This window comes from Thermostichus sp. MS-CIW-41 (genome assembly GCF_054058915.1).
Map to the genome: position 1 here is coordinate 1 of NZ_JBSSBO010000021.1, position 20,955 is coordinate 20,955.

General features: G+C 57.9%; 20 protein-coding genes and 2 pseudogenes. 15 read left to right on the plus strand and 7 right to left on the minus strand.

The features are described from left to right. From ACVWXE_RS07840 to ACVWXE_RS07860, 5 genes and pseudogenes are all read left to right on the plus strand, one after another. Window positions 1-339 (plus strand): zinc ribbon domain-containing protein (locus ACVWXE_RS07840; RefSeq protein ID WP_457490007.1); only part of this gene is annotated, 339 nt, incomplete at its 5' end. 167 nt (window positions 340-506) lie between these two features. Next, entirely contained in the window at window positions 507-1,040 is a 534-nt protein-coding gene (locus ACVWXE_RS07845) for a hypothetical protein (RefSeq protein ID WP_457490008.1), read from the plus strand. A gap of 41 nt (window positions 1,041-1,081) precedes the next feature. Beyond that, window positions 1,082-1,906 (plus strand): pseudouridine synthase, encoded by an 825-nt coding sequence (locus ACVWXE_RS07850; RefSeq protein ID WP_457490009.1) that lies wholly within the window; start codon window positions 1,082-1,084, stop codon window positions 1,904-1,906. Between the two features lie 68 nt (window positions 1,907-1,974). Continuing rightward, window positions 1,975-2,184 (plus strand): annotated as a pseudogene (locus ACVWXE_RS07855) (helix-turn-helix domain-containing protein); the annotation flags it as partial. Further along, window positions 2,182-2,844, plus strand: a complete 663-nt coding sequence (locus ACVWXE_RS07860) for a DUF4115 domain-containing protein (RefSeq protein ID WP_457490025.1) — start codon at window positions 2,182-2,184, stop codon at window positions 2,842-2,844. The pseudogene ACVWXE_RS07855 and the gene ACVWXE_RS07860, both read left to right, overlap by 3 nt. Window positions 2,845-2,857: 13 nt before the next feature. Here ACVWXE_RS07860 and ACVWXE_RS07865 read toward each other — a convergent pair whose 3' ends face one another. From ACVWXE_RS07865 to ACVWXE_RS07885, 5 genes are all read right to left on the minus strand, one after another. Next, window positions 2,858-3,550 carry a phosphoribosylanthranilate isomerase gene (locus ACVWXE_RS07865; RefSeq protein WP_457444245.1) on the minus strand — a complete coding sequence of 231 codons (693 nt, stop codon included), beginning with the start codon at window positions 3,548-3,550 and terminating at the stop codon, window positions 2,858-2,860. Window positions 3,551-3,621: 71 nt separating this feature from the next. Next, window positions 3,622-4,692 carry an LOG family protein gene (locus ACVWXE_RS07870; protein ID WP_457490010.1) on the minus strand — a complete coding sequence of 357 codons (1,071 nt, stop codon included), beginning with the start codon at window positions 4,690-4,692 and terminating at the stop codon, window positions 3,622-3,624. Window positions 4,693-4,806: 114 nt separating this feature from the next. Further along, window positions 4,807-5,148, minus strand: coding sequence for a thioredoxin (trxA, locus tag ACVWXE_RS07875; protein WP_011431863.1), 342 nt, complete (start codon window positions 5,146-5,148; stop codon window positions 4,807-4,809). Window positions 5,149-5,534: 386 nt separating this feature from the next. Next, complete coding sequence (locus tag ACVWXE_RS07880; protein WP_414417307.1) at window positions 5,535-6,278, minus strand: NUDIX hydrolase; 744 nt, start codon at window positions 6,276-6,278, stop codon at window positions 5,535-5,537. Between the two features lie 428 nt (window positions 6,279-6,706). Then, on the minus strand, window positions 6,707-7,930 hold the full coding sequence (locus ACVWXE_RS07885) for an ABC transporter ATP-binding protein (protein WP_457393250.1): 1,224 nt from the start codon (window positions 7,928-7,930) through the stop codon (window positions 6,707-6,709). Window positions 7,931-8,171: 241 nt separating this feature from the next. Here ACVWXE_RS07885 and ACVWXE_RS07890 point away from each other — a divergent pair, with 241 nt between their 5' ends. From ACVWXE_RS07890 to apcD, 4 genes and pseudogenes are all read left to right on the plus strand, one after another. After that, window positions 8,172-8,903: an SDR family oxidoreductase gene (locus ACVWXE_RS07890; protein ID WP_457490011.1), complete on the plus strand. Its 732-nt coding sequence runs from the start codon at window positions 8,172-8,174 to the stop codon at window positions 8,901-8,903. Between the two features lie 251 nt (window positions 8,904-9,154). Beyond that, a pseudogene (folE, locus tag ACVWXE_RS07895) lies at window positions 9,155-9,724 on the plus strand (GTP cyclohydrolase I FolE); the annotation flags it as partial. A gap of 266 nt (window positions 9,725-9,990) precedes the next feature. Then, window positions 9,991-11,316 (plus strand): type IV pilus twitching motility protein PilT, encoded by a 1,326-nt coding sequence (locus ACVWXE_RS07900; protein ID WP_457490026.1) that lies wholly within the window; start codon window positions 9,991-9,993, stop codon window positions 11,314-11,316. Window positions 11,317-11,507: 191 nt separating this feature from the next. Continuing rightward, a complete protein-coding gene (apcD, locus tag ACVWXE_RS07905; RefSeq protein ID WP_011431857.1) occupies window positions 11,508-11,993 on the plus strand; it encodes an allophycocyanin subunit alpha-B in 486 nt (161 codons plus the stop codon). A 4-nt stretch (window positions 11,994-11,997) separates the two neighbouring features. Here apcD and ACVWXE_RS07910 read toward each other — a convergent pair whose 3' ends face one another. After that, window positions 11,998-12,681, minus strand: a complete 684-nt coding sequence (locus tag ACVWXE_RS07910; RefSeq protein WP_414329553.1) for a HEAT repeat domain-containing protein — start codon at window positions 12,679-12,681, stop codon at window positions 11,998-12,000. Between the two features lie 92 nt (window positions 12,682-12,773). Between ACVWXE_RS07910 and rpsO the strand changes: the two genes are divergently transcribed. The 5 genes from rpsO (at window position 12,774) to ACVWXE_RS07935 (ending at window position 18,858) form a co-directional block, all read left to right on the plus strand. Beyond that, on the plus strand, window positions 12,774-13,049 hold the full coding sequence (gene rpsO / locus ACVWXE_RS07915) for a 30S ribosomal protein S15 (protein WP_011431855.1): 276 nt from the start codon (window positions 12,774-12,776) through the stop codon (window positions 13,047-13,049). A 36-nt stretch (window positions 13,050-13,085) separates the two neighbouring features. Then, window positions 13,086-13,523 (plus strand): photosystem II biosynthesis protein, encoded by a 438-nt coding sequence (locus tag ACVWXE_RS07920; RefSeq protein WP_414427588.1) that lies wholly within the window; start codon window positions 13,086-13,088, stop codon window positions 13,521-13,523. 96 nt (window positions 13,524-13,619) lie between these two features. Further along, entirely contained in the window at window positions 13,620-14,813 is a 1,194-nt protein-coding gene (gene larC, locus ACVWXE_RS07925; RefSeq protein WP_457490012.1) for a nickel pincer cofactor biosynthesis protein LarC, read from the plus strand. An 82-nt stretch (window positions 14,814-14,895) separates the two neighbouring features. Then, entirely contained in the window at window positions 14,896-16,923 is a 2,028-nt protein-coding gene (locus ACVWXE_RS07930) for an ABC transporter ATP-binding protein/permease (protein ID WP_457490013.1), read from the plus strand. Between the two features lie 153 nt (window positions 16,924-17,076). Beyond that, a complete protein-coding gene (locus tag ACVWXE_RS07935; protein WP_457490014.1) occupies window positions 17,077-18,858 on the plus strand; it encodes an NADPH-dependent assimilatory sulfite reductase hemoprotein subunit in 1,782 nt (593 codons plus the stop codon). Between the two features lie 9 nt (window positions 18,859-18,867). On the opposite strand, the gene ACVWXE_RS07940 is transcribed toward ACVWXE_RS07935, so the two are convergent. Next, window positions 18,868-19,938 carry a 2Fe-2S iron-sulfur cluster-binding protein gene (locus tag ACVWXE_RS07940; protein WP_457490015.1) on the minus strand — a complete coding sequence of 357 codons (1,071 nt, stop codon included), beginning with the start codon at window positions 19,936-19,938 and terminating at the stop codon, window positions 18,868-18,870. A gap of 134 nt (window positions 19,939-20,072) precedes the next feature. Here ACVWXE_RS07940 and ACVWXE_RS07945 point away from each other — a divergent pair, with 134 nt between their 5' ends. Next, the gene (locus tag ACVWXE_RS07945) at window positions 20,073-20,897 is read left to right on the plus strand and encodes a tetratricopeptide repeat protein (protein ID WP_414416701.1); all 825 of its coding nucleotides are present in this window, start codon (window positions 20,073-20,075) and stop codon (window positions 20,895-20,897) included. The last annotated feature ends 58 nt before the right edge of the window (window positions 20,898-20,955 follow it).

A 20,955-nucleotide genomic window follows, 5' to 3' on the forward strand; every position in this document is an offset into this window, starting at 1 on the left:
AAGTTTGGTAGCAAGACGGCAAGGGCGATACTCACCTGGGCGCACTATCGGTTCAAGCAGTTCCTGAAGTTTCAAGCCAAAAAGAAAAACGTGGTCGTCGTGGAAGTATCGGAAGCGTACACCAGCAAAACCTGTGCCAAGTGCGGGCACATCCACACTAAGTTGGGTGGCGCAAAGGTGTTTAGATGCCCCAAGTGCAACCATAGGCTACCACGAGATTGGCAAGGCGCTCTGGGTGTTATGCTCAGAGCTTTGCGGGATACCGCCTTTCTGTTCGGAAATGGACAGAATGCTATCGCTTCACCGTTGAGCAGTAATGCTCAGCAGTGTTCAGCGTAAATGTATCAGCTATACAGCCCTTCCCCCGATCGTCTATCCGTACAGGACTCCATGTCTGCGGCACACTTGCGCAAACCAGAGCGCTCTGCTCCAAAGGGCAGCGGCGTTGTTGTGGTCAACCTGCGAAAGGGCTGTAAGGTTGCTGTCCATGCCTTTCCTGCCTTTTCATGGATGTTCAAAGCCCACTGCAACCGGATCCCTCTCTAGGGGGTGCTACTCCACTCCAAGCTCTGCAGGCCCTAAACCAGAGTGTTGCCGAAGCTTTGGTTTCCTGCTTGAAAGGGCAACCCCAACAGGCCACTCAGCACCTTTTGCTGGCTCTGCCGCAGCTCATGGCGGCTCTGGGGGCCTTGAGGCAAAAATCTTCCCTTCGCGTGAGCGGGCCGGAGGCCTTGGCCGAGCCTGCAGGTTGCCCTTCAGAAGCCAAGCCCAAGCGCATCATGCACATCGAAGGCAATCGCGTGGAAGTGTGGGTGGATAACCAAATTCGCAGCAGTTGGAGCATTTGGTCGGTGGGAGATCTCAAGGAAGTCTGTCGGCTGGCAGAAGAGTTCGACTGTGGCCTCAGCTATTCTCTAGGAGGAAACTCAGAGTCTCAGTCGCAGATGCTGCTGTTGCCCTCCAATTCTGCTGATTTGTCCGACCGGCTCTCCAACCCCGTTCACGTAAGCGGGCCGGAGGCCCCAGGCTCTGCCGCCTAGCACCCCCAGCTTCGGTTGCTGCTTTTGCTGTTCAAATCCCCATGGCAGAACCCCAACGGCTACAGAAGCTCTTGGCTCAGCAGGGATTGGCCTCGCGTCGCCAGGTGGAAGCCTGGATCCTGGCCGGGCGCGTTCGGGTCAATGGGAAGGTGGTCACTGAGCTGGGCTCCAAAGCCGACCCAGAGCGGGATCGCATCGAGGTGAATGGGCAAGTGATCCCTTTGGCCAAGGATCCGGCGCGCCATGTTTTGCTCCTGCACAAGCCGGTGGGGGTTTTGTCAACCTGTGCAGATCCTTGGGGACGCAAGACGGTGTTGGATCTGCTCCCCCCATCTTGGAAACGGCAAACCCGCCTCTACCCGGTGGGCCGGCTGGATGCGGACAGCAGTGGCGCTTTGCTGCTCACCAATGATGGCGACTTGACCTTGAAGCTGACCCATCCGCGCTATCATCTGCCCAAAACCTACCGGGTACAGGTACAAGGGCATCCGAGTCAGGCCACTCTGCAACATTGGCGAGACGGAGTAGACTTAGAGGGGTACACCACTCTGCCGGCGGAGGTGGAGTTTTGTCCTGCCCCGGATTTCCGGCAAAGGGAGCATCCCAATTGCTCCTGGCTGAGGGTGGTGTTGTTTGAGGGACGCAACCGGCAAATTCGGCGGGTGGCGGAGCGTCTTGGGCATCCGGTGCTCAGCTTACATCGGGAAGCCATTGGCCCACTGGGCTTGGGCAACCTGAAAGCAGGCCAGTTCCGCCAGTTGGATCCCCATGAGCTCCAAGCTTTGCTGGCCCCTCTCACCGGGCACAGCAGCTCATCCTCGCTTGGGAAGCGCCCTCTAAGGCCTCCGGCCCGCTCACGCGATTAGCTCGTCAGAGCCTCTAACTGAGTGCAAACTCTCACAGTAGCCTCCTTTCTTCCGCAGGTGGCCAAATGATGCAAGAGCCAGCACACTCTTTAGAAGCCCTGGGATCCCTGTTGCGGCAAACACGGGAGGCACGGGGACTGACGTTGACAGAAGTAGCTAACGATACCTTCATTCGCTGCCAATATCTGCAGGCGCTGGAGGAAGCTGACTTGAGCCGGTTACCGGAGCCGGTGTATGTGCAAGGGTTTCTCAAGCGCTATGCCGACTATTTGGGGTTGGATGGCGAAACCCTCTCTCGGCGTGCTTCTCCGCTTTTATCGGCCAAAACCCCCCGCGCGCCAGCTCCTCTTGCTGTTGTCGGCCAGCAACCTGCCTTTGCCCTGCGTCCTCTCCACCTTTGGGCCGCTTATGTGGTGCTGATTGTGCTGACGGTGGGGGGATTGTCGGCTCTTTTGGAAGGCACAGGCAATCCCTTTGGGCGTTGGCTGGTGAGCCTGTCAACGGTCAGTCGGGAGGGATCCGGCCAGCAACCGCCTGCTGCCAACTCCCCGGATCCCACTCTGTCGGCAGCTCAGCCCACGGCCCGCCAACTGTTTCCCACCCTCGACCAATGGACGCGCATTCAGGGCGTCTTCCCCGAGGTCTTGGAAGCTCACTCAGGGGGGGCGGGGCGCAAGCCGGTGCGTCTGGATATTCGCGTTGTGGAGCGCCCTTCCTGGTTGCGGGTCATCGCCGATGGGCAAACGGTCTTCGAGGCCACCTTACAGCCAGGGGCCGAGTTGAATTGGGAAGCAGAGCAATCGATTGTGTTGCGTACCGGCAATGCAGGCGGCGTGCTGGTGACCTTCAACGACCGGGAGCTTGGAGTGATGGGGCAGTTTGGGGAAGTGAAAGAGCTGATGTTCGAACCGGGGTCGGATATTCGGTCGCTGCAGTAGGGATCCAAAATTATCATCCCGTTGCGCTTGGCATTATCGGCGGCAGCGCAGGAGCAATCTCCCACCCCTGGGAGCGGAGCTGCTGCAGCAGGTGTCGGACTTTGTCTATGTCTTTATCGCCGGGGTGGCGTTCCACACCACTGGAGAGGTCGATGCCGCTTGGCTGAAGGTGGCTGAGTGCCTGCAGAACATTGTCCGGGTTCAGACCACCGGCCAGTAGCCAAGGCAAGGGCAGAGCCCGCTCACGCGAAAGGCGAGCAAGTTCTGGCCAATTCAGGGTTCGCCCCGTTCCCCCCGCCTGTTGGGGGTGATAGGCATCCAAAAGCAGCACCTCCACACAGTCTCGGTAGAGATGGGCTACTTCCAGATCCGCCGGCTGGCGAATGCGCAGGGCTTTGATGCGGCGGATCCCGGGAAGCCATTTCCCCAATTGCTGACAATCCTGCGGGGATTCTTGGCCATGCAACTGGACAGCCGTGAGGCCCACCGTTTCCACCCAGGCGGCGATGGCGCGGGGATCCTGATCCAGGAAGACCCCTACTTTTTCCACGTGGTCGGGCAGGGATCCCACCCAACGAGCCATTTCCGAGAGGGGCAAATAGCGGGGGGTATTGGGCACCGCGATGAACCCAAGGGCACTCACCCCCAGCGCGGCGATGGCCTCCGCCTGATCCTGACGGGTGATGCCGCAGATTTTGACAAACAACCGGCCCATTGGGAGCACCACCAAAACAATTGGCTGCTGGTTCTTGGATGGTTCTGAGAGCGCTGATACATCTACTTTTGTTCAGGGCGCATTTGCAGAGGATCCGGCTGTTCCGGGTGAAGCTTGTTGATCCGGCGCACCATTTGCCATAGCCGTCCAAAGTTGCGCTGGTTGAAGTGCATCACCAGCCGTGGCAGATGGGCAATATCTTCCTCGGCTTCCTCCGGCAAAGCCCCAGTTTGCTCGATCCGGCCCGAATCGAGAATATCGGCAAACTCTTCGTTTAAGATGTCTAGGGCTTCCGGTGAGAGTCTGGTGTTCAAGCGCAAAACCAGGAGCTCCCGCACGTAGCGATTGCTGTGAAAGACGCGATAAAAATCGACAATCTGCTGACAGGCATCTTCCACGTCGTCGGTTAGGGTGTAGAGGAAGAGATCTTCTGGGCTGATCAGGCCGCGACCGAGCAGGTGCTCCCGCACGTATTCGTCCCATTCTTTCCAGTAGCAGCCACCCGTTCTGTCCACCAGCACCAAGGGCATGAGCTTGGTTTTTCCGGTTTGCATCAGGGTTAGGCATTCAAAGGCTTCATCCTGAGTGCCGAAACCGCCGGGAAAAAGCACCAGCGCGTCGGTTTCTTTAACAAAAAAGAGCTTGCGGGAAAAGAAATACTTGAAGTTGATGACCCGATCGCTGGCAGCAATAACGGGATTGGCCATTTGCTCAAAGGGAAGCTGGATATTGAGCCCAAAAGAGTTTTCCAGCCCTGCCCCTCGGTTGCCGGCTTCCATAATGCCGCCGCCGCCCCCCGTCATCACCATGAATCCCCGTTGACTGATGCAGTAGGCGAACAACTGGGCCTGGCGATATTCGGGACTTTCTGGCCCTAGCCGTGCCGACCCGAAAACGGTGATCTTGCGTTGATGAGCGTAGTTTTGGAAGGCGGCAAACCCCTGCTCCAGATCCTCAAGAGTAGCCGCCAAGATCTTGGCATCTAAACGGCTCAGCTCCAGGGATCCCATGCGCTGCAGCGACTGCACAATACGCAGCCAGGCCGTCCGGTTGGGGTGATGCTCCAACTGCTTTAGGCGGGTCTCAGCGTTGGAAAAAACTTCTTGCAGAAGGGAAGAAACGGAATCGGTCAAGCTGGGATCCTAAAGTTCTCTGGAATTACTTTAATCAGTTCTCGGCACAAAATGGCAGCTGGGTTCTAATCCAGAACCCAAAAGTTACATTCTGAAACACCCAAGGCATAGCCCTCAGGCTTCGGCAGGTGTGTCGAAGTGCTTTTCCAGGATCGTGGTCAGAGTTGCCTTGGGTACGGCGCCGACCACCACATCCACCTTCTGGCCGCCCTTGAACAACATCAGGGTGGGAATGCTGCGAATACCGTACTGGCTGGCAGTTTGAGGGTTCTCGTCGGTGTTGATTTTTACAACCTTAACTTTGCCAACATACTGCTCAGCTATCTCCTGAACCACAGGAGCCACCATCCGACAGGGGCCACACCAAGGTGCCCAAAAATCAACCAGAACTGGAATATCGCTGCGCAGCACCTCTGCCTCAAAGGTGGCATCAGCGATATCTATTGCTGCAGACATGCCTGGATAACTCCTGAAACAATACCTATCATGGTTTCTAATCTTAGCACAGCTCTCTGGCTGCTGCTGACCGAAAACTCGGCGTCGCAGGCCCCGGCATTCATGCCTGGGGATAAGTCACCGTCTCATGACAGGACGGGAGACTCGCTCCACCCGCTTATGGAAGGGTGCAGCGTTAAAGGTGAAGTAGAAGTATCTGGGGTGTTTTGGCATCTCAGTAGTTGAGGAGATGGCGTCCCCCACGAGGATATAGGCCCTCGTGTAGCCCATTGCAACGAAGCGCGAGGAGCGTGGAGCGATGGAAAAAATCCCCCGGCTTTAGCCGTGGGGAGAACGTTAACGATCTGGCTGGACTGGCCGGATTAGCATTGGTGAGCTGGGATCCCTTAGACAAATACCATTGGCTTATGACGGATTTTCTCGAAAGCAGCCGCATCAAAACGGTAGAGGGTTGCCGGTCTGCCTGTGCCTTGGGAACTTTTCTGGCCGGTATCTTGCAAGATACCCAGTTTCAGTAGGCGGGCGCGAAAATTGGAGTAGTCGGAGAACCCCTCGCCCAAAACGGTGCCGTAGAGCTGATAGACCTCCCCTAGCGTGAAGGTGGCGGGCAAAATGTCAAAGGCAATCGGGCTGTACTCCAACTTGGCGCAGAGGCGACGGCGGGCATAGCGGCAAATCTCTTCGTGGTCAAAGGCTAGAGAGGGAATTTGGTCGGCGGGATACCAGGCAATGCCCTCCACTCCGTCTGCCAGCAATTCAGCATCCTGGAACCGCACCAGGGCAAAGTAGCTGACCGACAGGTAGCGCACTCCATAGCCATCCTCGGCCTCGCGGGGATCCCGCTCCGGCCCCCCAAAGGTGTAGAGCTGCTCCAGATAGAGGTTTTTAACACGAATTTTCTCGGCCAAGATGCGGTAGGCCGCTGCTTCTAGGGATTCTGAGCGCCGCACCAGTGTTCCTGGCAGGGCCCAGCAACCGCGGAAGGGATCCTCCCGCCGCCGCACCAGCAGCACCAGGAGGCGATTCTGCTCGGTGTCGATGGAGAAAATGACCGCATCCACGCCCACCCGGAACTCCGCCAAGGCGATCCGGTTCTCCGATGGGCCTGCCACGATGCGGGATCCCTGCATAGCTTGGCACTGAATCCTGATACATTCACGCTGAACTCTCCTGAACATGGTTCAGGAAAGAAGCGATCGCATCCTGCCTATCTCTGAGCAGGAAGGCGGTATCCCGCAAAGCCCTGAGGAATACCCCCCGAGCGCTTTCCCCTTCACTTCCCGGCAACCGTTGCGGTGGACTCAAGGATCAGGGGGAAACTTGGTCTACTATATCCCTCTCAATGACTTTTGCCAAACCGCCTAAAGCTCAGTAAATTCAGCAAAGTTCAGGGTTTTGGGGGTTAGAGGCATGCTCCACCAACAGCCTACCCAGTTTGTCCCTCCAGAGGGAGCTACCAGCCTGGACCACCGTCTTGCCAGTCTAAGCCCTATCTGGGGCGAAGGCTTTCGTGTCGCGGGGAAGATGGGTTGCTAAAGGTGTGCAAAAGAACCCCGACTCAGGCAACACTTTTACTTTTTGCGCGATTTGGCTCTTTTTCAGCCACGGAGGACCCCTCAGCGAGGGGGAACAGCCGACCTTGCCCAACAGCAATGTGAACCCGCGCGCCCACAGGCAGGGCTTCCCGGGCTAGGGCGTGCAATTCTTTGCCGGCTGCTGTGATCAGGGAATAGCGGTACTCTCGCCCCAAAAACTGTCGATCCCGAATGACAATGCCGCCCTGAGGATCAGGATGCAAATGCAACTCCTCCTGTCGAACCATCAACTCTGCGCAGCGCAAGCTGGGGTCGGGCTGATCCCTCAAAGCCTGGAATGGGATGTGCAGCAGCTCTTCAGCCTGCCAACCAAACTCCCGCCGCTCACAGCGCAGAAAGTTGGCCTGGGTAATAAACTCTGCCACGAAGCGAGTAGCCGGCTCCCGGTAAACCTCCTCCGGGGATCCCCATTGCTCAATACGGCCTTCCCGCATCACCGCCACCCAGTCGGAAAGGCAGAGAGCCTCCTCTTGGTCGTGGGTGACAAAAATGGCCGAGGTCTGGGTTTGCTTGAGGATTTTGCGGATTTCTTCCCGCAGGTAGTAGCGCACCTGAACATCCAAATTGCTCAGCGGCTCATCCAACAGGATCAAGCTAGGCCTGGGGGCCAAAGCCCGCGCCAAAGCCACCCGCTGCTGCTGCCCGCCCGAAAGCTCGTGGGGATAACGATGGGTGTAGTCTTCCAGGCCCACCAACCGCAACACCTCGTAAGCGCGTTCCCGCGCCTGTTGGGCAGCGCCTCGCAACTCAGCTCGCAACTCAGTTGAGGAGGAGCGATTGCCACCCCCTGCCGCCGACGCAAACGGGGTAGTGGGTCGGAGGCCAAACATCACATTGGCCAACACGTTCAAGTGGGGAAACAGGGCAAAATCCTGAAACACCAGCCCCACTCCCCGTCGCTCCGGTGGGATCCACTGCCCCTCCCCAGCCACAACCTGCCCCCCCAGCAGGATCCGCCCGCTATCCGGCTGCTCAAATCCGGCAATGGTGCGCAATAAGGTGGTTTTCCCACAACCTGATGGGCCCACAATGCTGAGGATGTCTCCTTGGGGCAGGCGAAACTCGACTTCCCGCAAAACCAACTGCCGCTGGCCGGGAAACCCCTTGCTGATGCCCTCAAGCTGAAGGATGTAGGAGGGATCCTCCCGCGCGGCAGTGGGGCTTGGAGAAAACAAAGACTCAGCCATGACGGTTGTTGTTGCAAAAGATTTTCACCATTTTTACCACACTACCATACTCCCAGACCCCACCTAGCCGGATCGAGGTTCAACAGCCAGCGGACGGATCTTGAGCAGGACAGGCTGAGGTCTCTGCGCCCTACCCTGATTCCAAGGGAAGCGATGGAAAATCAGTGTTACACTTAGTTAAGGAAGTTTCTCAGGTTGGGTGGCGCTTGCTTGTGTGGCGCACGCCAGAGGCTTGTTGTAAATGAGTTTTGAGACAAAGTTTCCCGAACGTGCTCTGATTACAGGGGCCAGTCGAGGGATCGGCAGAGCGGTAGCCCTAGCCCTAGCCCGACAAGGGATAGCGGTGGCTCTGGTGGCCCGCTCCCAACCTGATCTGCTAGCGGTGCAGGCCCAAATCCAAGACCAGGGGGGTAAGGCAGCGGTTTTTCCCATGGACTTGGCCGACTTAGCAGCTCTGCCCCAGCAGTTGCAGGCTCTCCTGGATCGATTTGGCGTCTGCGATGTCTTGGTCAATAATGCGGGCATGGCCCACGTTGGCCCTTTGGCCACCTTACCTTTGTCGGATTGGCAGCGAGTGATCGACTTGAACTTGACGGCAGCTTTTCTGTGTGCCCAAGCCGTACTTCCCGGAATGCGCCGGCAGCGCTTCGGCACGATTGTCAACGTCATCTCGATTGCGGGCAAGCGAGCTTTTCCCAACTGGGGAGCTTACTGTGCCAGCAAGTTCGGCCTAATGGGCTTTTCTCAAGCTTTGGCCGAAGAGGAACGACAGCATGGCATTCGGGTCACCAGCCTGTGCCCTGGTGCCGTGGACACGTCCCTCTGGGATACGGGCACGGTAGGGGTCAACTTCGACCGTTCCAAAATGCTCTCGCCGGAATGGGTAGCCGATTTGATCACCTATATTGTTCGGTTGCCCACAGGTGCGGTGGTGGAAGATCTCACCTTCATGCCTGCGGTGGGAGCCTTTTAGACCTGGCTGGTTTGGGGTTGCCCGTGACTTGGGAGGGTTTTGGCTATCGCAGCCTTTGACTGGATGCCACCTGAGCTGAGTTGCATGCACCGAGTTCTCTTAGCCTTTCGTTAACCAAGGAATATCCTGCTATGACCCTTGCGAAACCCGGATCTGGCTCGCAATCTCGAATGGATGACAAAGCCCATTTCAAGTCTCGGGTGATTCGAGATCGAGCCACTTTTGCGGAAGAAGAATTGGGTAGCTCGGATGTCTCAGATCCGGCTATGGTGGCGGCGGTGGAGACGCTGCTGCGGGGGATCGGGGAGGATCCCCAACGGGAGGGGCTGCGAAAAACCCCGGAACGAGTGGTTGCGGCTTTGAAGTTTTTGACCAGTGGGTATCGGCAGTCTTTGGAGGAGCTACTGAACAGTGCCATCTTTGATGAGGGCCATGACGAGATGGTGCTGTTGCGGGATGTGTCTCTGTTTAGCCTGTGCGAGCACCATCTGCTGCCCTTTATCGGCAAAGCCCATGTGGCCTACATCCCCAAGCAAAAGGTGGTGGGCCTAAGCAAAATTGCCCGTATCGTCGAGATGTACTCCCGCCGCCTGCAGGTTCAGGAACGCCTGACACGGCAAATTGCTGAGGCCTTGATGGAGGTGCTGGATCCCTACGGGGTGGGGGTGGTTATCGAGGCTACCCACATGTGCATGGTGATGCGGGGGGTACAAAAGGCCGGCTCCTGGACGGTCACCAGCTCGATGGTGGGGGTGTTTCAGGAGGATCCCCGTACCCGTGAGGAGTTTTTGAGTCTTATTCGCCATCCGTCCAATTTTTAGGGAGCTTCCCGGAGCTTTGTCGGTGAGTGGGTTAAGCCTCTGCTCAGGCTGGGAATACTAGCCTAAGATTGACTCAAACCCTGCCAGAAGCGAGGCTTGTCATGAGCGAGGTCAGCCCCGAAAACCAGTTTCCCACCGATTTGGACTCCAATTGGCAGCCCCCGGCTCCGCCGGTCATGCAGCGTCCGCCTCGTCCGGCTGCTCAAACGCCCCCGGTGGAGCCTCCAACGCAACTGGATCCGGTGCTGGGTTCAGCTTCCCAAGGGATGGGATCCCGGCCTGTCAACGCCAAAAACCCCCCCAACCCCATTCTGGGTCGGCCCCTTCCGCCTGGTGTGGCTGTCGCTCCCCCTCAGGTACCGGTGCCTGTGCCCGATCCTGTCGCTCCCCCTCGAATGCCCCCGCCCACCCCGGCTGCTGCTCGGCCTCCAGTGTCGCCACCTGTCCCCACTCCTGCTGCCCCACCTTTTGCGCCACCAGCTCGCCCAACGGCTGCCGGTCGGATCCCGGTGGCTCCAGCTGCTCCTGCGGGCCTGACCCTGCGCCAACTGGTGCAGGAAGCCTATGACAAAGGCTACTCAGATATTCATTTGGGGGTAGGAGAAGTGCCCCGCTTTCGGGATCGGGGGCAAATGCTTTTGACCAACTACCCGGTCACCACCACCGAGATGTTCTATGGCTGGCTGCGGGAAAGCCTGCCGGAGAGCCAAATTCGCCAGTTTGAAGAATGTTTGGAACTGGATACTGCTATCCAGTACGAGGGTTTGGTGCGGTGTCGGGTCAACTGCTTTGTTTCCCTGCTTGGCCCGGCTATGGTGATGCGTCTGATCCCGTTGAAAATTTTGACGCTGGAGCAGTTGCGGGCGCCGGAAGTCTTGAAGCGCATTGCCGAAGAGCACAAAGGCTTGGTTTTGGTGACCGGCCCCACCGGATCCGGTAAGTCCACAACCTTGGCAGCGATGGTGGACTACATCAACTCCAACTTTCCCAAACACATCATTTCCATTGAGGATCCCATCGAGTTCGTCCACCAGAGCAAGAAATCGATGGTGCGGCAGCGGGAGGTCGGGATCCACACCCTGGAATTTGCCAATGCCCTGAAAGCCTCTCTGCGGGAAGATCCGGACATCATCCTGATTGGGGAGATGCGGGATCGAGAGACGGTGGATATTGCCCTGAAGGCCGGCCAGACGGGCCACTTGGTCTTTGGAACCCTGCACACCAACAGCGCCGTCCGCACCATCGAGCGTCTGCTGGGGATTTACAAGCCGGAAGAACAGGAGCCGATGCGTCTGCAGCTGGCAGAAACCCTGGTGGCGATCATCGCTCAAACCCTGGTGCGCACCACCGATGGCAAGCGAGCTGCGGCCCACGAGATCATGCGCAACACCGATGCCATTCGGGACTACATCAAGCGGGGGGCGGTGGATGAAATTGAGGAGCTGATCGCCGACGGCTCCTATGAGGGCATGTGTACCATGAATCAATCCCTGTTTAGGCTTTACCAAGAGGGGCGGATTACCGAAGAGGTGTGTCTGGAGGCTGCCCCACGCCGCAATGAGATGGCCCAATGGCTGCGAGGCCGGATCTAGGGCCAGTCTCGAGATGGAGTCACGCCAAAGTGCTTGAGGGAAGGTTTGCCCTATCCTAAACTGGGAGCAGCCGGCGGCGCTGGCTTGCCGAGCTACCTGCTCATCTCTTGGGCCGACCTTGGGCTGGGGGGATGGGTTGCGAATTGATGAACCGAATTGAAAGCAAGTTAGAAAACAGGAGAATCCCTACCGTGAGCGTGATCAACCAGATCATCGAGACCGCGGATGACCAGCTGCGTTACCTCTCAGTTAGCGAACTGGAAGCCATCAGGAATTACATGACCACCGGCGAGAGGCGCTTGCAAATCGCTCAGGTGTTAGCAGAAAACAAAAAGCGCATCATTGACCAGGCCCAGAAGCAGCTATTCGCCAAGCGGCCCGAGTACGTGCAACCCGGTGGCAATGCCTACGGTGACAAGCGCTACAACCAATGTTTGCGAGATTACGACTGGTATCTGCGTCTGGTGACCTATGGCATTATTGCCGGCAGCAAAGAGCCGATTGAGTCTATCGGCCTGATAGGGGTGCGGGAAATGTACAATGCCCTCAATGTACCCATCGCCGGCATGATCGATGCGATTGTCTTTTTGAAGGAAGCTGCCCTCAGCTTGTTGGAGCCGGCGGCAGCCGCTGAAGCCGCCCCTTACTTTGACTACATCATCAATGCCATGAGCTAGGGATCTACAGGGATCCCAAGGCAGCCCGGGCATGTACGGCCACCTGTTCTTGGGAATCCTGGGCCAGCCGGGTCAGTCCGGCGCGAGCGGCTTCTGTTCCCAACTTGGCCAGGGCAATGCAGACGCGGTAGCGCAGTTGCCAGTCGTCGGAATCAATGAGGGGATCCAGGTAGGGGATGGCCCGCGGATCCCCCAGATCGCCCAAGGCAGCGGCAGCGGCTGTGGTGATCAGCTCGCTCTTGTCCTGCAAAGCTTCCACCAGAGTGTCGAAGGCGGCAGGGTTCCCCAGCTCTCCCAGGGCAGCGATGATGCTAAACCGTACCAGCCACTCCGTTTCTCGCCGATAAGCTTCCAGAAGATCGGCCAGGGCCTGTGGCTGCTTGAGATCCCCCAGGGCAGCGGCGGCAGCAGCCCGCACATCGAACTCCGGATCCTCTCGCAAAGAGCGCTGCAAAATGGGCAACAGTAGGTTCGGATCGACGCCAGACAGGGTGCCCATCTGGCTGATGGCAGCATAACGGACGCGGGCATTCTCGTCGTGAATCGCTCGCTGCAGCAATGTCAGGGCTTCTGGCCCAGGCAGTTCTCTGGCTTTGTTGACAGCGCGCAGCCGATTTCCCAAGTCTTGTGAGTTCAACAGCTCCAGCAAAGCGGGCAGTGCCGGAGGATCCCCAGAGGTTGTTGTCATATCCCATTCTCTCCATAACCCTCCTCGGCCATAGCGAGGGAGGAAAAGCCGATGTTATTATCTTGAAGCAGTGCATCCAGTCCCTTGATCTTATGGCCTTATTGCAACAAGAGAAGCAGCAGATCATTGAGAGCTATCGACTGCACGACACCGACACCGGTTCTGCCGAGGTGCAAGTGGCTCTGCTCACCAGCCGCATCAACCAGCTCTCTCAGCACCTTCAGAGAAACCCGAAGGATTTCAACTCCCGCCGCGGCCTGCTGATGATGATCGGTCGTCGCAAGCGTTTGCTCAACTACATCGCCAAGCATTCTCCTGACCGCTTCCGGGAGCTGGCCGAACGGCTGAACATCCGGGTGAAAAAGTAGGCAGCCCATCCAAAACGCTATCGGAGATCTGTCTTCGTGGGCAAATCCAGCCGCCAGTCCAAAACCTTTCGCCGTCGCTCTCCCTCCGCCTCTGTTGAGGTGGAGAAGAAGCCGGCCAAGAAGGAGCCTGTTGCCGTGATTCCCCCTGAGGTCAGCCGGCGGATGGTGCGGCGGATTCTGGTGTTTTCTGGGATCCCTTCGGGGCTAGGTCTGAGCAGCTTTTTTGTGAATTACTATCTCTTGACCAACCACGTGGTTCCTCTGCCCCCTTACTTCACCTTGGCGGAGTCGCTAACTTTGTTTGGCCTTGGTTTTTTGGGCATCAGCTACGGTGTGTTCTCAGCTTCCTGGGATCCCGAGCCGGGATCCCTGCTGGGAATTGGAGAATTCCGGCGCAATTTGGGCAACATCATCCAACAGTGGCGTGAATCTGCTGCCCGATCTTCTGAATCTTCCGACTCTGGAGAAGCTTGATTCTTCTCCCATCGCCTTTTCCAGGCCGGTTGCTGCCTACAATCAAGAGGGATCCAAGTCCATTCTGGCGGCAGCGGCTACCCCCAGTTCTCCAGCATGAAAATAGCCTACTTCGACTGTGCGGCGGGCATTGCCGGCGATATGTGTCTAGGAGCCCTGCTGGATTGCGGGGTGCCTTTGGAGTACCTCAACCGTCAGCTCCAGGCGTTGGGCATCGAGGGGGAATATAGCCTGCAGGTGAGCCGGGTGCAGCGGTGTGGGCAGCCTGCTCTGCAAGCTGTGGTGGAGGTGCTGGGATCCCAGAGTGGGGGATCCCTTGCTCGGCATTGGGCAGAGATTCAGGCTTTGATCGCGGGATCCCAGCTTTCCCCAGCCATTAAGGCCCGCAGCTTGGCGGTGTTTGAAAAGTTGGCGCAGGCGGAAGCAAAAGTCCATCAGATGCCTGTGGAAAAAGTGCACTTTCACGAAGTGGGGGCAGTGGATGCTTTGGTGGATATTGTCGGCACTTGCATTGGCCTGGATTGGCTGCAGGTGGAGCGGGTGTTGTCATCCCCCCATCCTGTTGGGGGCGGCTGGGTGAGCACAGAGCATGGCAAATTGGCCGTGCCGGTGCCGGCGGTGATCGAGTTGTGGGAAATGGGCCGCGTGCCGGTGTTCAGCAACGGGGTGGAAGCCGAGCTGGTGACCCCCACAGGAGCAGCCTTGGCTGTGGCGTTGGCGGAAGAGTTTGGCCCCTGTCCGCCGATGCGGGTGGAAAAAGTGGGGCGTGGGGCCGGTGCCCAAGAGCTGCCCATTCCCAACGTGTTTCGTCTCTGGATTGGGGAAGCCGATGGGGGAGAGCTAACGGAAACGGTATCGGTGTTGCAGACCCAAATCGACGATCTCAACCCCCAAGTGGTTGCCTACACCTGCGAGCAGTTGTTGGCCCTCGGGGCCTGGGACGTGTTTACCCAGCCGATCACCATGAAACAGGGGCGGCCGGGGATCCTGCTTACCGTCATCTGTCCGCCGGATCGGGTGCCGGAGTGTCAAGATCTCATCTTCCGGGAGACCACCACCCTGGGCATTCGCCACTTCCAACAGCAGCGCACCCTGCTGGAGCGGGTTATCGAGCGGGTGGAAACCCCTTACGGCTTGGTCGACATCAAAGTGGCCCGCCACCATGGCCGCATCGTCAACGCTCAGCCGGAGTTTCGCGATTGTGTGGCCCGCGCCCAGGAGTTTCACGTGCCGGTTCAGACGGTGTGGCTGGCGGCCCAATCGGCTTGGCAAAACCGGTTGCAAGGTTGAAGAGACACCGAACCTGTTCCACCCCCAATGAATCCGCTCCTGTTGAACACAGATTGGCAGCCGTGGCCTGCTAGCCTGAGAGATGTCGATCTTGCTCTCTCCGCCGACCACAACAATGGAATCCCAAGCCTCTCAATTTAACTTTGACCGCAAACTGTGGGATCGGTTTATCACGGTGGCCCAGCCCTACTTTTACCCCAGAGTACGCTATGGGGGCTGGATCTTTTTGGGCTTGCTGGCAGCGGCCATGGTGTTTGTGGTTGCCCTGATGTTCTTTGTGGAGATTGGGGTAACTTTGGTCGGTCAGGCCCTGTTCCCGGAGTTTTTTACCAATGTGGCAGCCGGATTGGTGGCCCAAACGGAGAGAAACTTGTCCTCGCCGGTGCTGTGGGTAGCCGCGATCAGCTTGGCTTTGAGCAGCCTTTGTTTTGGGGCAGTGTGGCGGCAGCTTCGCCAGCGCTGGTTGCAGTGGGCGCTGCTCACCTTTTTGCTGTTTCTGTCGCTGACGGTAAACCGGCTGAACGTGATGATTAGCTTTATCTTTCGGTTTATCGACACAGCTCTGCAGCAAAAAGAAGAGCCCACTTTCTGGCAATTTTTGATTATTTATGGAGTGCTGATTATCTCAGCTATTCCCATTTTGGTGATCTACCGCTACACTCGCCTCAAGCTAGGGCTGTTTTGGCGAGAATGGCTGACCGATCATTTTCTGGATCGCTACTTCAATCAGCGGGCTTACTACGAGCTGGATTCCAACGCCGCCAACACCGAAATCGACAACCCCGACCAGCGCATTTCCGAGGATGTTCGCTCCTTTACCGGCACCACCCTCTCCTTCCTGTTGGACATTCTCGACTCGATTCTCACCCTCTATGCTTTTACTGGCATTCTCTATGGCATTTCTCGTCCGTTGGCGTTGGGGCTGGTGGTCTATGCCACCATTGGTACCGCCGTTGCCATTTTGGCTGGTCGCAAGCTGATCAAAATTAACTTCGATCAACTGCGCTACGAAGCCGATTTTCGCTACAGCTTAGTGCACGTGCGGGATAATGCCGAGTCCATTGCCTTCTACCAGGGAGAGGATCAAGAACTCAGGCAAATTTTGCATCGCTTTGGTGCGGCCTTGCGCAATTTTAACTTGCTGATCATCTGGCAGGCCATCATCGATATTTTCCAATACGCCTACAACTATTTCACCCGCATTGTGCCCTATGTCATCGTCGCCCCCCTTTACTTCAGCGGCGTGCGAGATTTCGGCACCATTACCCAAGCCACCATTGCCTTCAGCCAGGTGTTGAGCGCCCTCTCCATTGTGGCCAACCAGATTCAAAGCATTTCCAGTTTTGCCGCTGGGATCAACCGCTTAGGCTCCTTTCACGAGTCTCTGGAAGATCCGGCGCTGCGCCACACCGGCGCTCAGGAAAGCAACATTCAAACTCGCATTGCCCAGCAATTGGCGCTAAACCACGTCACTTTGCTCACCCCCAATTCAGAACGAACCCTGGTGCGGGATCTCTCCTTCGCCTTGGAAGCCGGCCAGCGGCTTTTGATTGTCGGTGTTAGCGGCAGCGGCAAAAGTTCCCTGTTGCGGGCCATTGCCGGCCTATGGACCAACGGCCAGGGATCCATCGCCCGCCCAGATACTCAGGAGATGCTCTTTTTGCCCCAGAAACCCTATATGCTGCTGGGATCCCTGCGGGATCAACTGCTCTATCCCAAACGCCGCCGAGACCTCACCGATGAAGATCTCATCCGAGTCTTGGCCCAGGTGAACTTGGGGGACTTGCCGGAGCGGGTGGGCGGCTTTGATGTGGAGAAAGATTGGGCCAGCACCCTCTCCCTAGGGGAACAGCAGCGCCTTGCCTTCGCCCGCATTTTGATCACCCAGCCCCGCTACGCCATTTTGGACGAGGCCACCAGCGCCCTGGATGTGGCCAACGAAAAACTGCTCTACCTGCAACTGCAACACTTGAACACCACCTACATCAGCGTCGGCCATCGCCCCACCCTCCTGGCCTACCACGACTTGGTCTTGGAGCTGCAGGGGAATTGTGCCTGGCAACTGTGGTCGGTGCAGGAGTACGGTGCCCGCCTAGCCCTGGCCAGCTAGCAGCGCCGACATCTCCAGCTGACTCAAATGACAAGTTTTGCGGGTTTGGGACAAAACCCGGATAGGAGGCTGACTTTTCCAACTGGACGCTCTTCAAAGGAGGTGATAGCCTGTTATTCACAAGTATTCCGACCGGTTTACTGGAGATTATCAATGCCCCCCATGATCCCATCCGAGGCCAAGCGCTCCAAGGTGGAGCAGATCAAGGCAGACAGCCACTTTCTACGGGATCCCCTTCAGCAGGAGCTGGCCCAAGACACCACCCACTTCAGCGAAGCAGCGGTGCAGGTGCTGAAGTTTCACGGGGCTTACCAGCAGGACGACCGGGATCGGCGGCAGCAGCGAAAGCAGGAGGGGCTGGAGCGGGCCTATTCGATGATGTTGCGCACCCGCATCCCAGGGGGACACGTGCCCCCCCAGCTTTACTTGACCCTGGATCGGCTGGCCGATGAGTACGGCAATGGCACCCTGCGAGCCACAACGCGGCAAACCTTTCAGTTGCATGGGATCCTCAAGAAAAACCTCAAGGCCACCATAGCCAGCATTCTCAAGCAGATGGGATCCACCCTGGCCGCCTGCGGCGATGTCAACCGCAACGTGATGGCACCGGTGGCCCCCTACAAAAATCGCCCTGCCTATCGCTATGCCCAAGAGTATGCCCGCAAGCTGGCGGATCTGTTGGCTCCAAAAACCTCTGCCTACTACGAGATCTGGGTGGATGGCGAGCCCATTCCCATCCCGCCGGTGGATGAGGAAGTGGTGGAAGCCGAGAAGTTTGTCGGCAACGGGGTGCGCCTGGAGGGGCCAGAACCTCTGTATGGCCCCGTATATTTGCCCCGCAAGTTCAAGACAGCCATCACCGTAGCTGGGGAAAACACGGTAGATGTGTACTCCCAGGACCTGGGCTTGATTGTGCTCACCGACCGCAAGGGCAACTTGAAGGGCTTCAACATTGTGGTGGGTGGGGGCATGGGGCGTACCCACGGCAAGGAAGAAACCCAGCCCTTACTGGCCCAGAAGCTCTGCTTTGCCCCTCCGGAGGCGGTGTATCGGGTTTGCCAAGCGGTTTTGGCGGTACAGCGGGACTACGGCAACCGGCACGACCGCAAGCAGGCGCGGTTGAAATACTTGGTGAGAGACTGGGGGATCCGCAAGTTTCGCCGCGTTGTCGAGGAGTATGTGGGGGAAAAATTGCCCCGGTTTCGCCCCCTACCCAAGTTTGTTCCCAACAGCGACGACTACCTGGGCTGGCACGAGCAGGGGGATGGCCGTTGGTTTTTGGGCATTTCCATCGAAAATGGCCGTATCCAGGACACCCCAGAGCGGCAGCTCAAAACGGCGCTGCGCCGGATTGTGGAAGCCTTTTCTCTGCACGTGCGGCTGACCCCCACTCAGGATTTACTTTTCATCGACATTGCGGAGCAGCAGCGGGATGCCATCAACCAGATCCTCAAATCCCACGGGGTGCTTTCCAAGGAAGAGATCCCCCAACTGGTGCGGCTGTCGATGGCCTGTCCGGCGCTGCCCACTTGCGGCTTGGCCATTACTGAGTCGGAGCGAGCTTTGCCAGGGCTGGTGCGCCAGTTGGATCAGCTGTTGCAGGAGCTGGATCTGCAAGATTCGCCCTTCTTGGTACGCATGACCGGCTGCCCCAACGGCTGTGCCCGACCCTACCTGGCCGAGCTGGGATTGGTGGGATCCGCCCCCGATGGCTACTACCAGATTTGGCTGGGAGCCAGCCCCCGCGGGGATCGCCTGGCGCAAGTGTTTCAGGAGCGGGTGCACATCAGCCAGATCGTGCCGCTCATGAGAGTTCTCCTGCAGGCCTACAAGCAGGAGCGCCGTCCTGGCGAGAGCTTTGGAGATTACTGCCATCGGGTGGGGATCCCCTACCTGAGGGCCCAGGTGCAGCAAAGGGATGGCGTTTTTGCCTGAAGGGATCCCTCAAAAACGAGACCAAGCCTGTAGCCATTCCCGGAGCGCTTCCAGCCATCCAATCGGTTCGGGCTTGGCTGCTTCTGGAGCTTCCTCCTCGCCAGCCGGCAAGCTAACTTGGTCAGGGTGCACCCTGTAAACTCGGATGGGTTTGGCGTTGGGAAAAGGTTTCACCGAAAGAGGCTCCACCTGCAGGAGTTGCCCTTCCACGGCTCGATACACAGCTGCCGAGATGAGCAACCGGGAGCTCTGTTCCTCAGACTGTTCCCCCCCTTGCGAAACATCCTCAACCGACTCCAGCCAGGTGGCAAACTGAACCGACTTCCCGAAGGCGGACAACCGCTGCGGATCTTGGGGATCGAGGGGCAGCAAAAGGACTGGGCCGTAGTGGATCCCGATGGCAAGCTTGACCTGCGGGTAGGAGAGTTGCCGCAAACACCTGTTCAACTCCACCACCGACTGCCCAAGCGCCAACCCCGCCTGCAGCGCCTGCTGTATGGCCAGCTCGGGTTGTTTGAGACCAAACAAAGCCAGACTTCTCAGCCCGCTCTGGTTGGCCAGTACTCCCCCATATTGCTGCACCAAGGCCCCCATTTGGGCGAAGTAGCGACCCAAGGTGTAGACAACATCGTAGGGAAAGTTCTCCTCGTCGAAGTTGGCCGTCCCCCGCAGGGAAGCGCTGAGAATGGCGGCGGTGACTTGGCTGCCGACCGAGTGGGCCTGCAATTGATGTTGAGCTACTTCCACATCTGCTTTATCGATCACCAGCCGTTGCAGGGTGACATCTCCGGTGATGCGGGTTTGACAGGCCAGACGAATATGTACAGGAAGGTCTAGCCGTTGAGCTAACTTCTTCTCGGCAGGGGTCATGCTGCGGCAGTTTTGGCTGCCTTCCAAAATCAGAATGCGACAGGTGGAGCAGGCGGCATTGCCCCCACAGGCATGGACATGGCGCACCCCCGCCTTGAGCAGATTTTCCAGAACCGTGAGCAGGGGATTGGCTTCCAAGGTGAGGTTGTCGGGGTAACAGGTGATCCGCATGGTTAAGAGGGAGTGAGGGGTGGCAAAAAGATTCAGCACTACCTAAATTCAGTACGGCATTGCCCTCCCCTTGGATGCTGTTTTCAAAAGTTTTGGGTATTGGGTAACCTCACCCCGCAGCCTGCCCCGGCGCCGATGATAGAGTACAGAGGAGTCTTCTGCGCGAGCCCTTTATGCCTCAGTCCAAACCCCAAGAATCCCCAGCCCGCAAGCTCCTCAACATTTTGCTGCTGGTGGTGGGCACGGTAACTTTCTTGGGCTTCTCCTTTGGCCCGCTATTCCAGGCCCTCGGGCCTTCCGAATCTCCAGAGGCCAGCCTGGTAACCGAGCAACTGCGGGCCCAGGCAGACGGCTATCGCGTCGTGCTGGAGCGGGAGCCGGATAACCCCATTGCCCTGCGGGGGTTGATCGACACCCAACTGCAATTGAACGAGCCGCAAGGGGCCATTGAGCCGCTGAAGAAGCTGGTACAACTGGAGCCCGAAAATCGGCAACTGAGAGCCTTTTTGGCCGAAATCCAGCAGGATACGGGGGATTTTGAAGGGGCATTAGAACAGCTCCAGATCCTTTACGAGGGGGATCCCAAAGATGGCCAGGTGCTACAACAGTTGGTGGATGTGCAGCTAACCCTGGGCCGCACCTCTGAGGCCATTGCCCTACTGGAGAAGCATCTTGAAGAAGTGCCGGAAGATAATGATGTACGTTTGCGCTTGGCCTTTGTCTACGCCCGCAACAACCAGACTGAGAAAGCTGTAGTCCTCTACGACAAGTTGATTGCGGCGGATCCCAGTGATTTCACTCCCGTGCTCGGCAAAGCCATAGCCCTCAGCTCCGCCACCGATGAAAACCTACGGGCAAAAGCGCCTGAGCTGTTTGAGCAAGCAGCCCGGCTGGCCCCGCCCCAAGTTCGGGAGCAAATCCAGCAGCAAGCAGAGATTTATGCTCAGGTGAACCGGCCCCAGACGGTCGAGAGGCAAAACGATAACCCCACTCCCTGAGCGGGTTTTCAACCGTTAGGCTAATCCAGGTGTTGAGAAGCTGATCCCTGACGGTTCT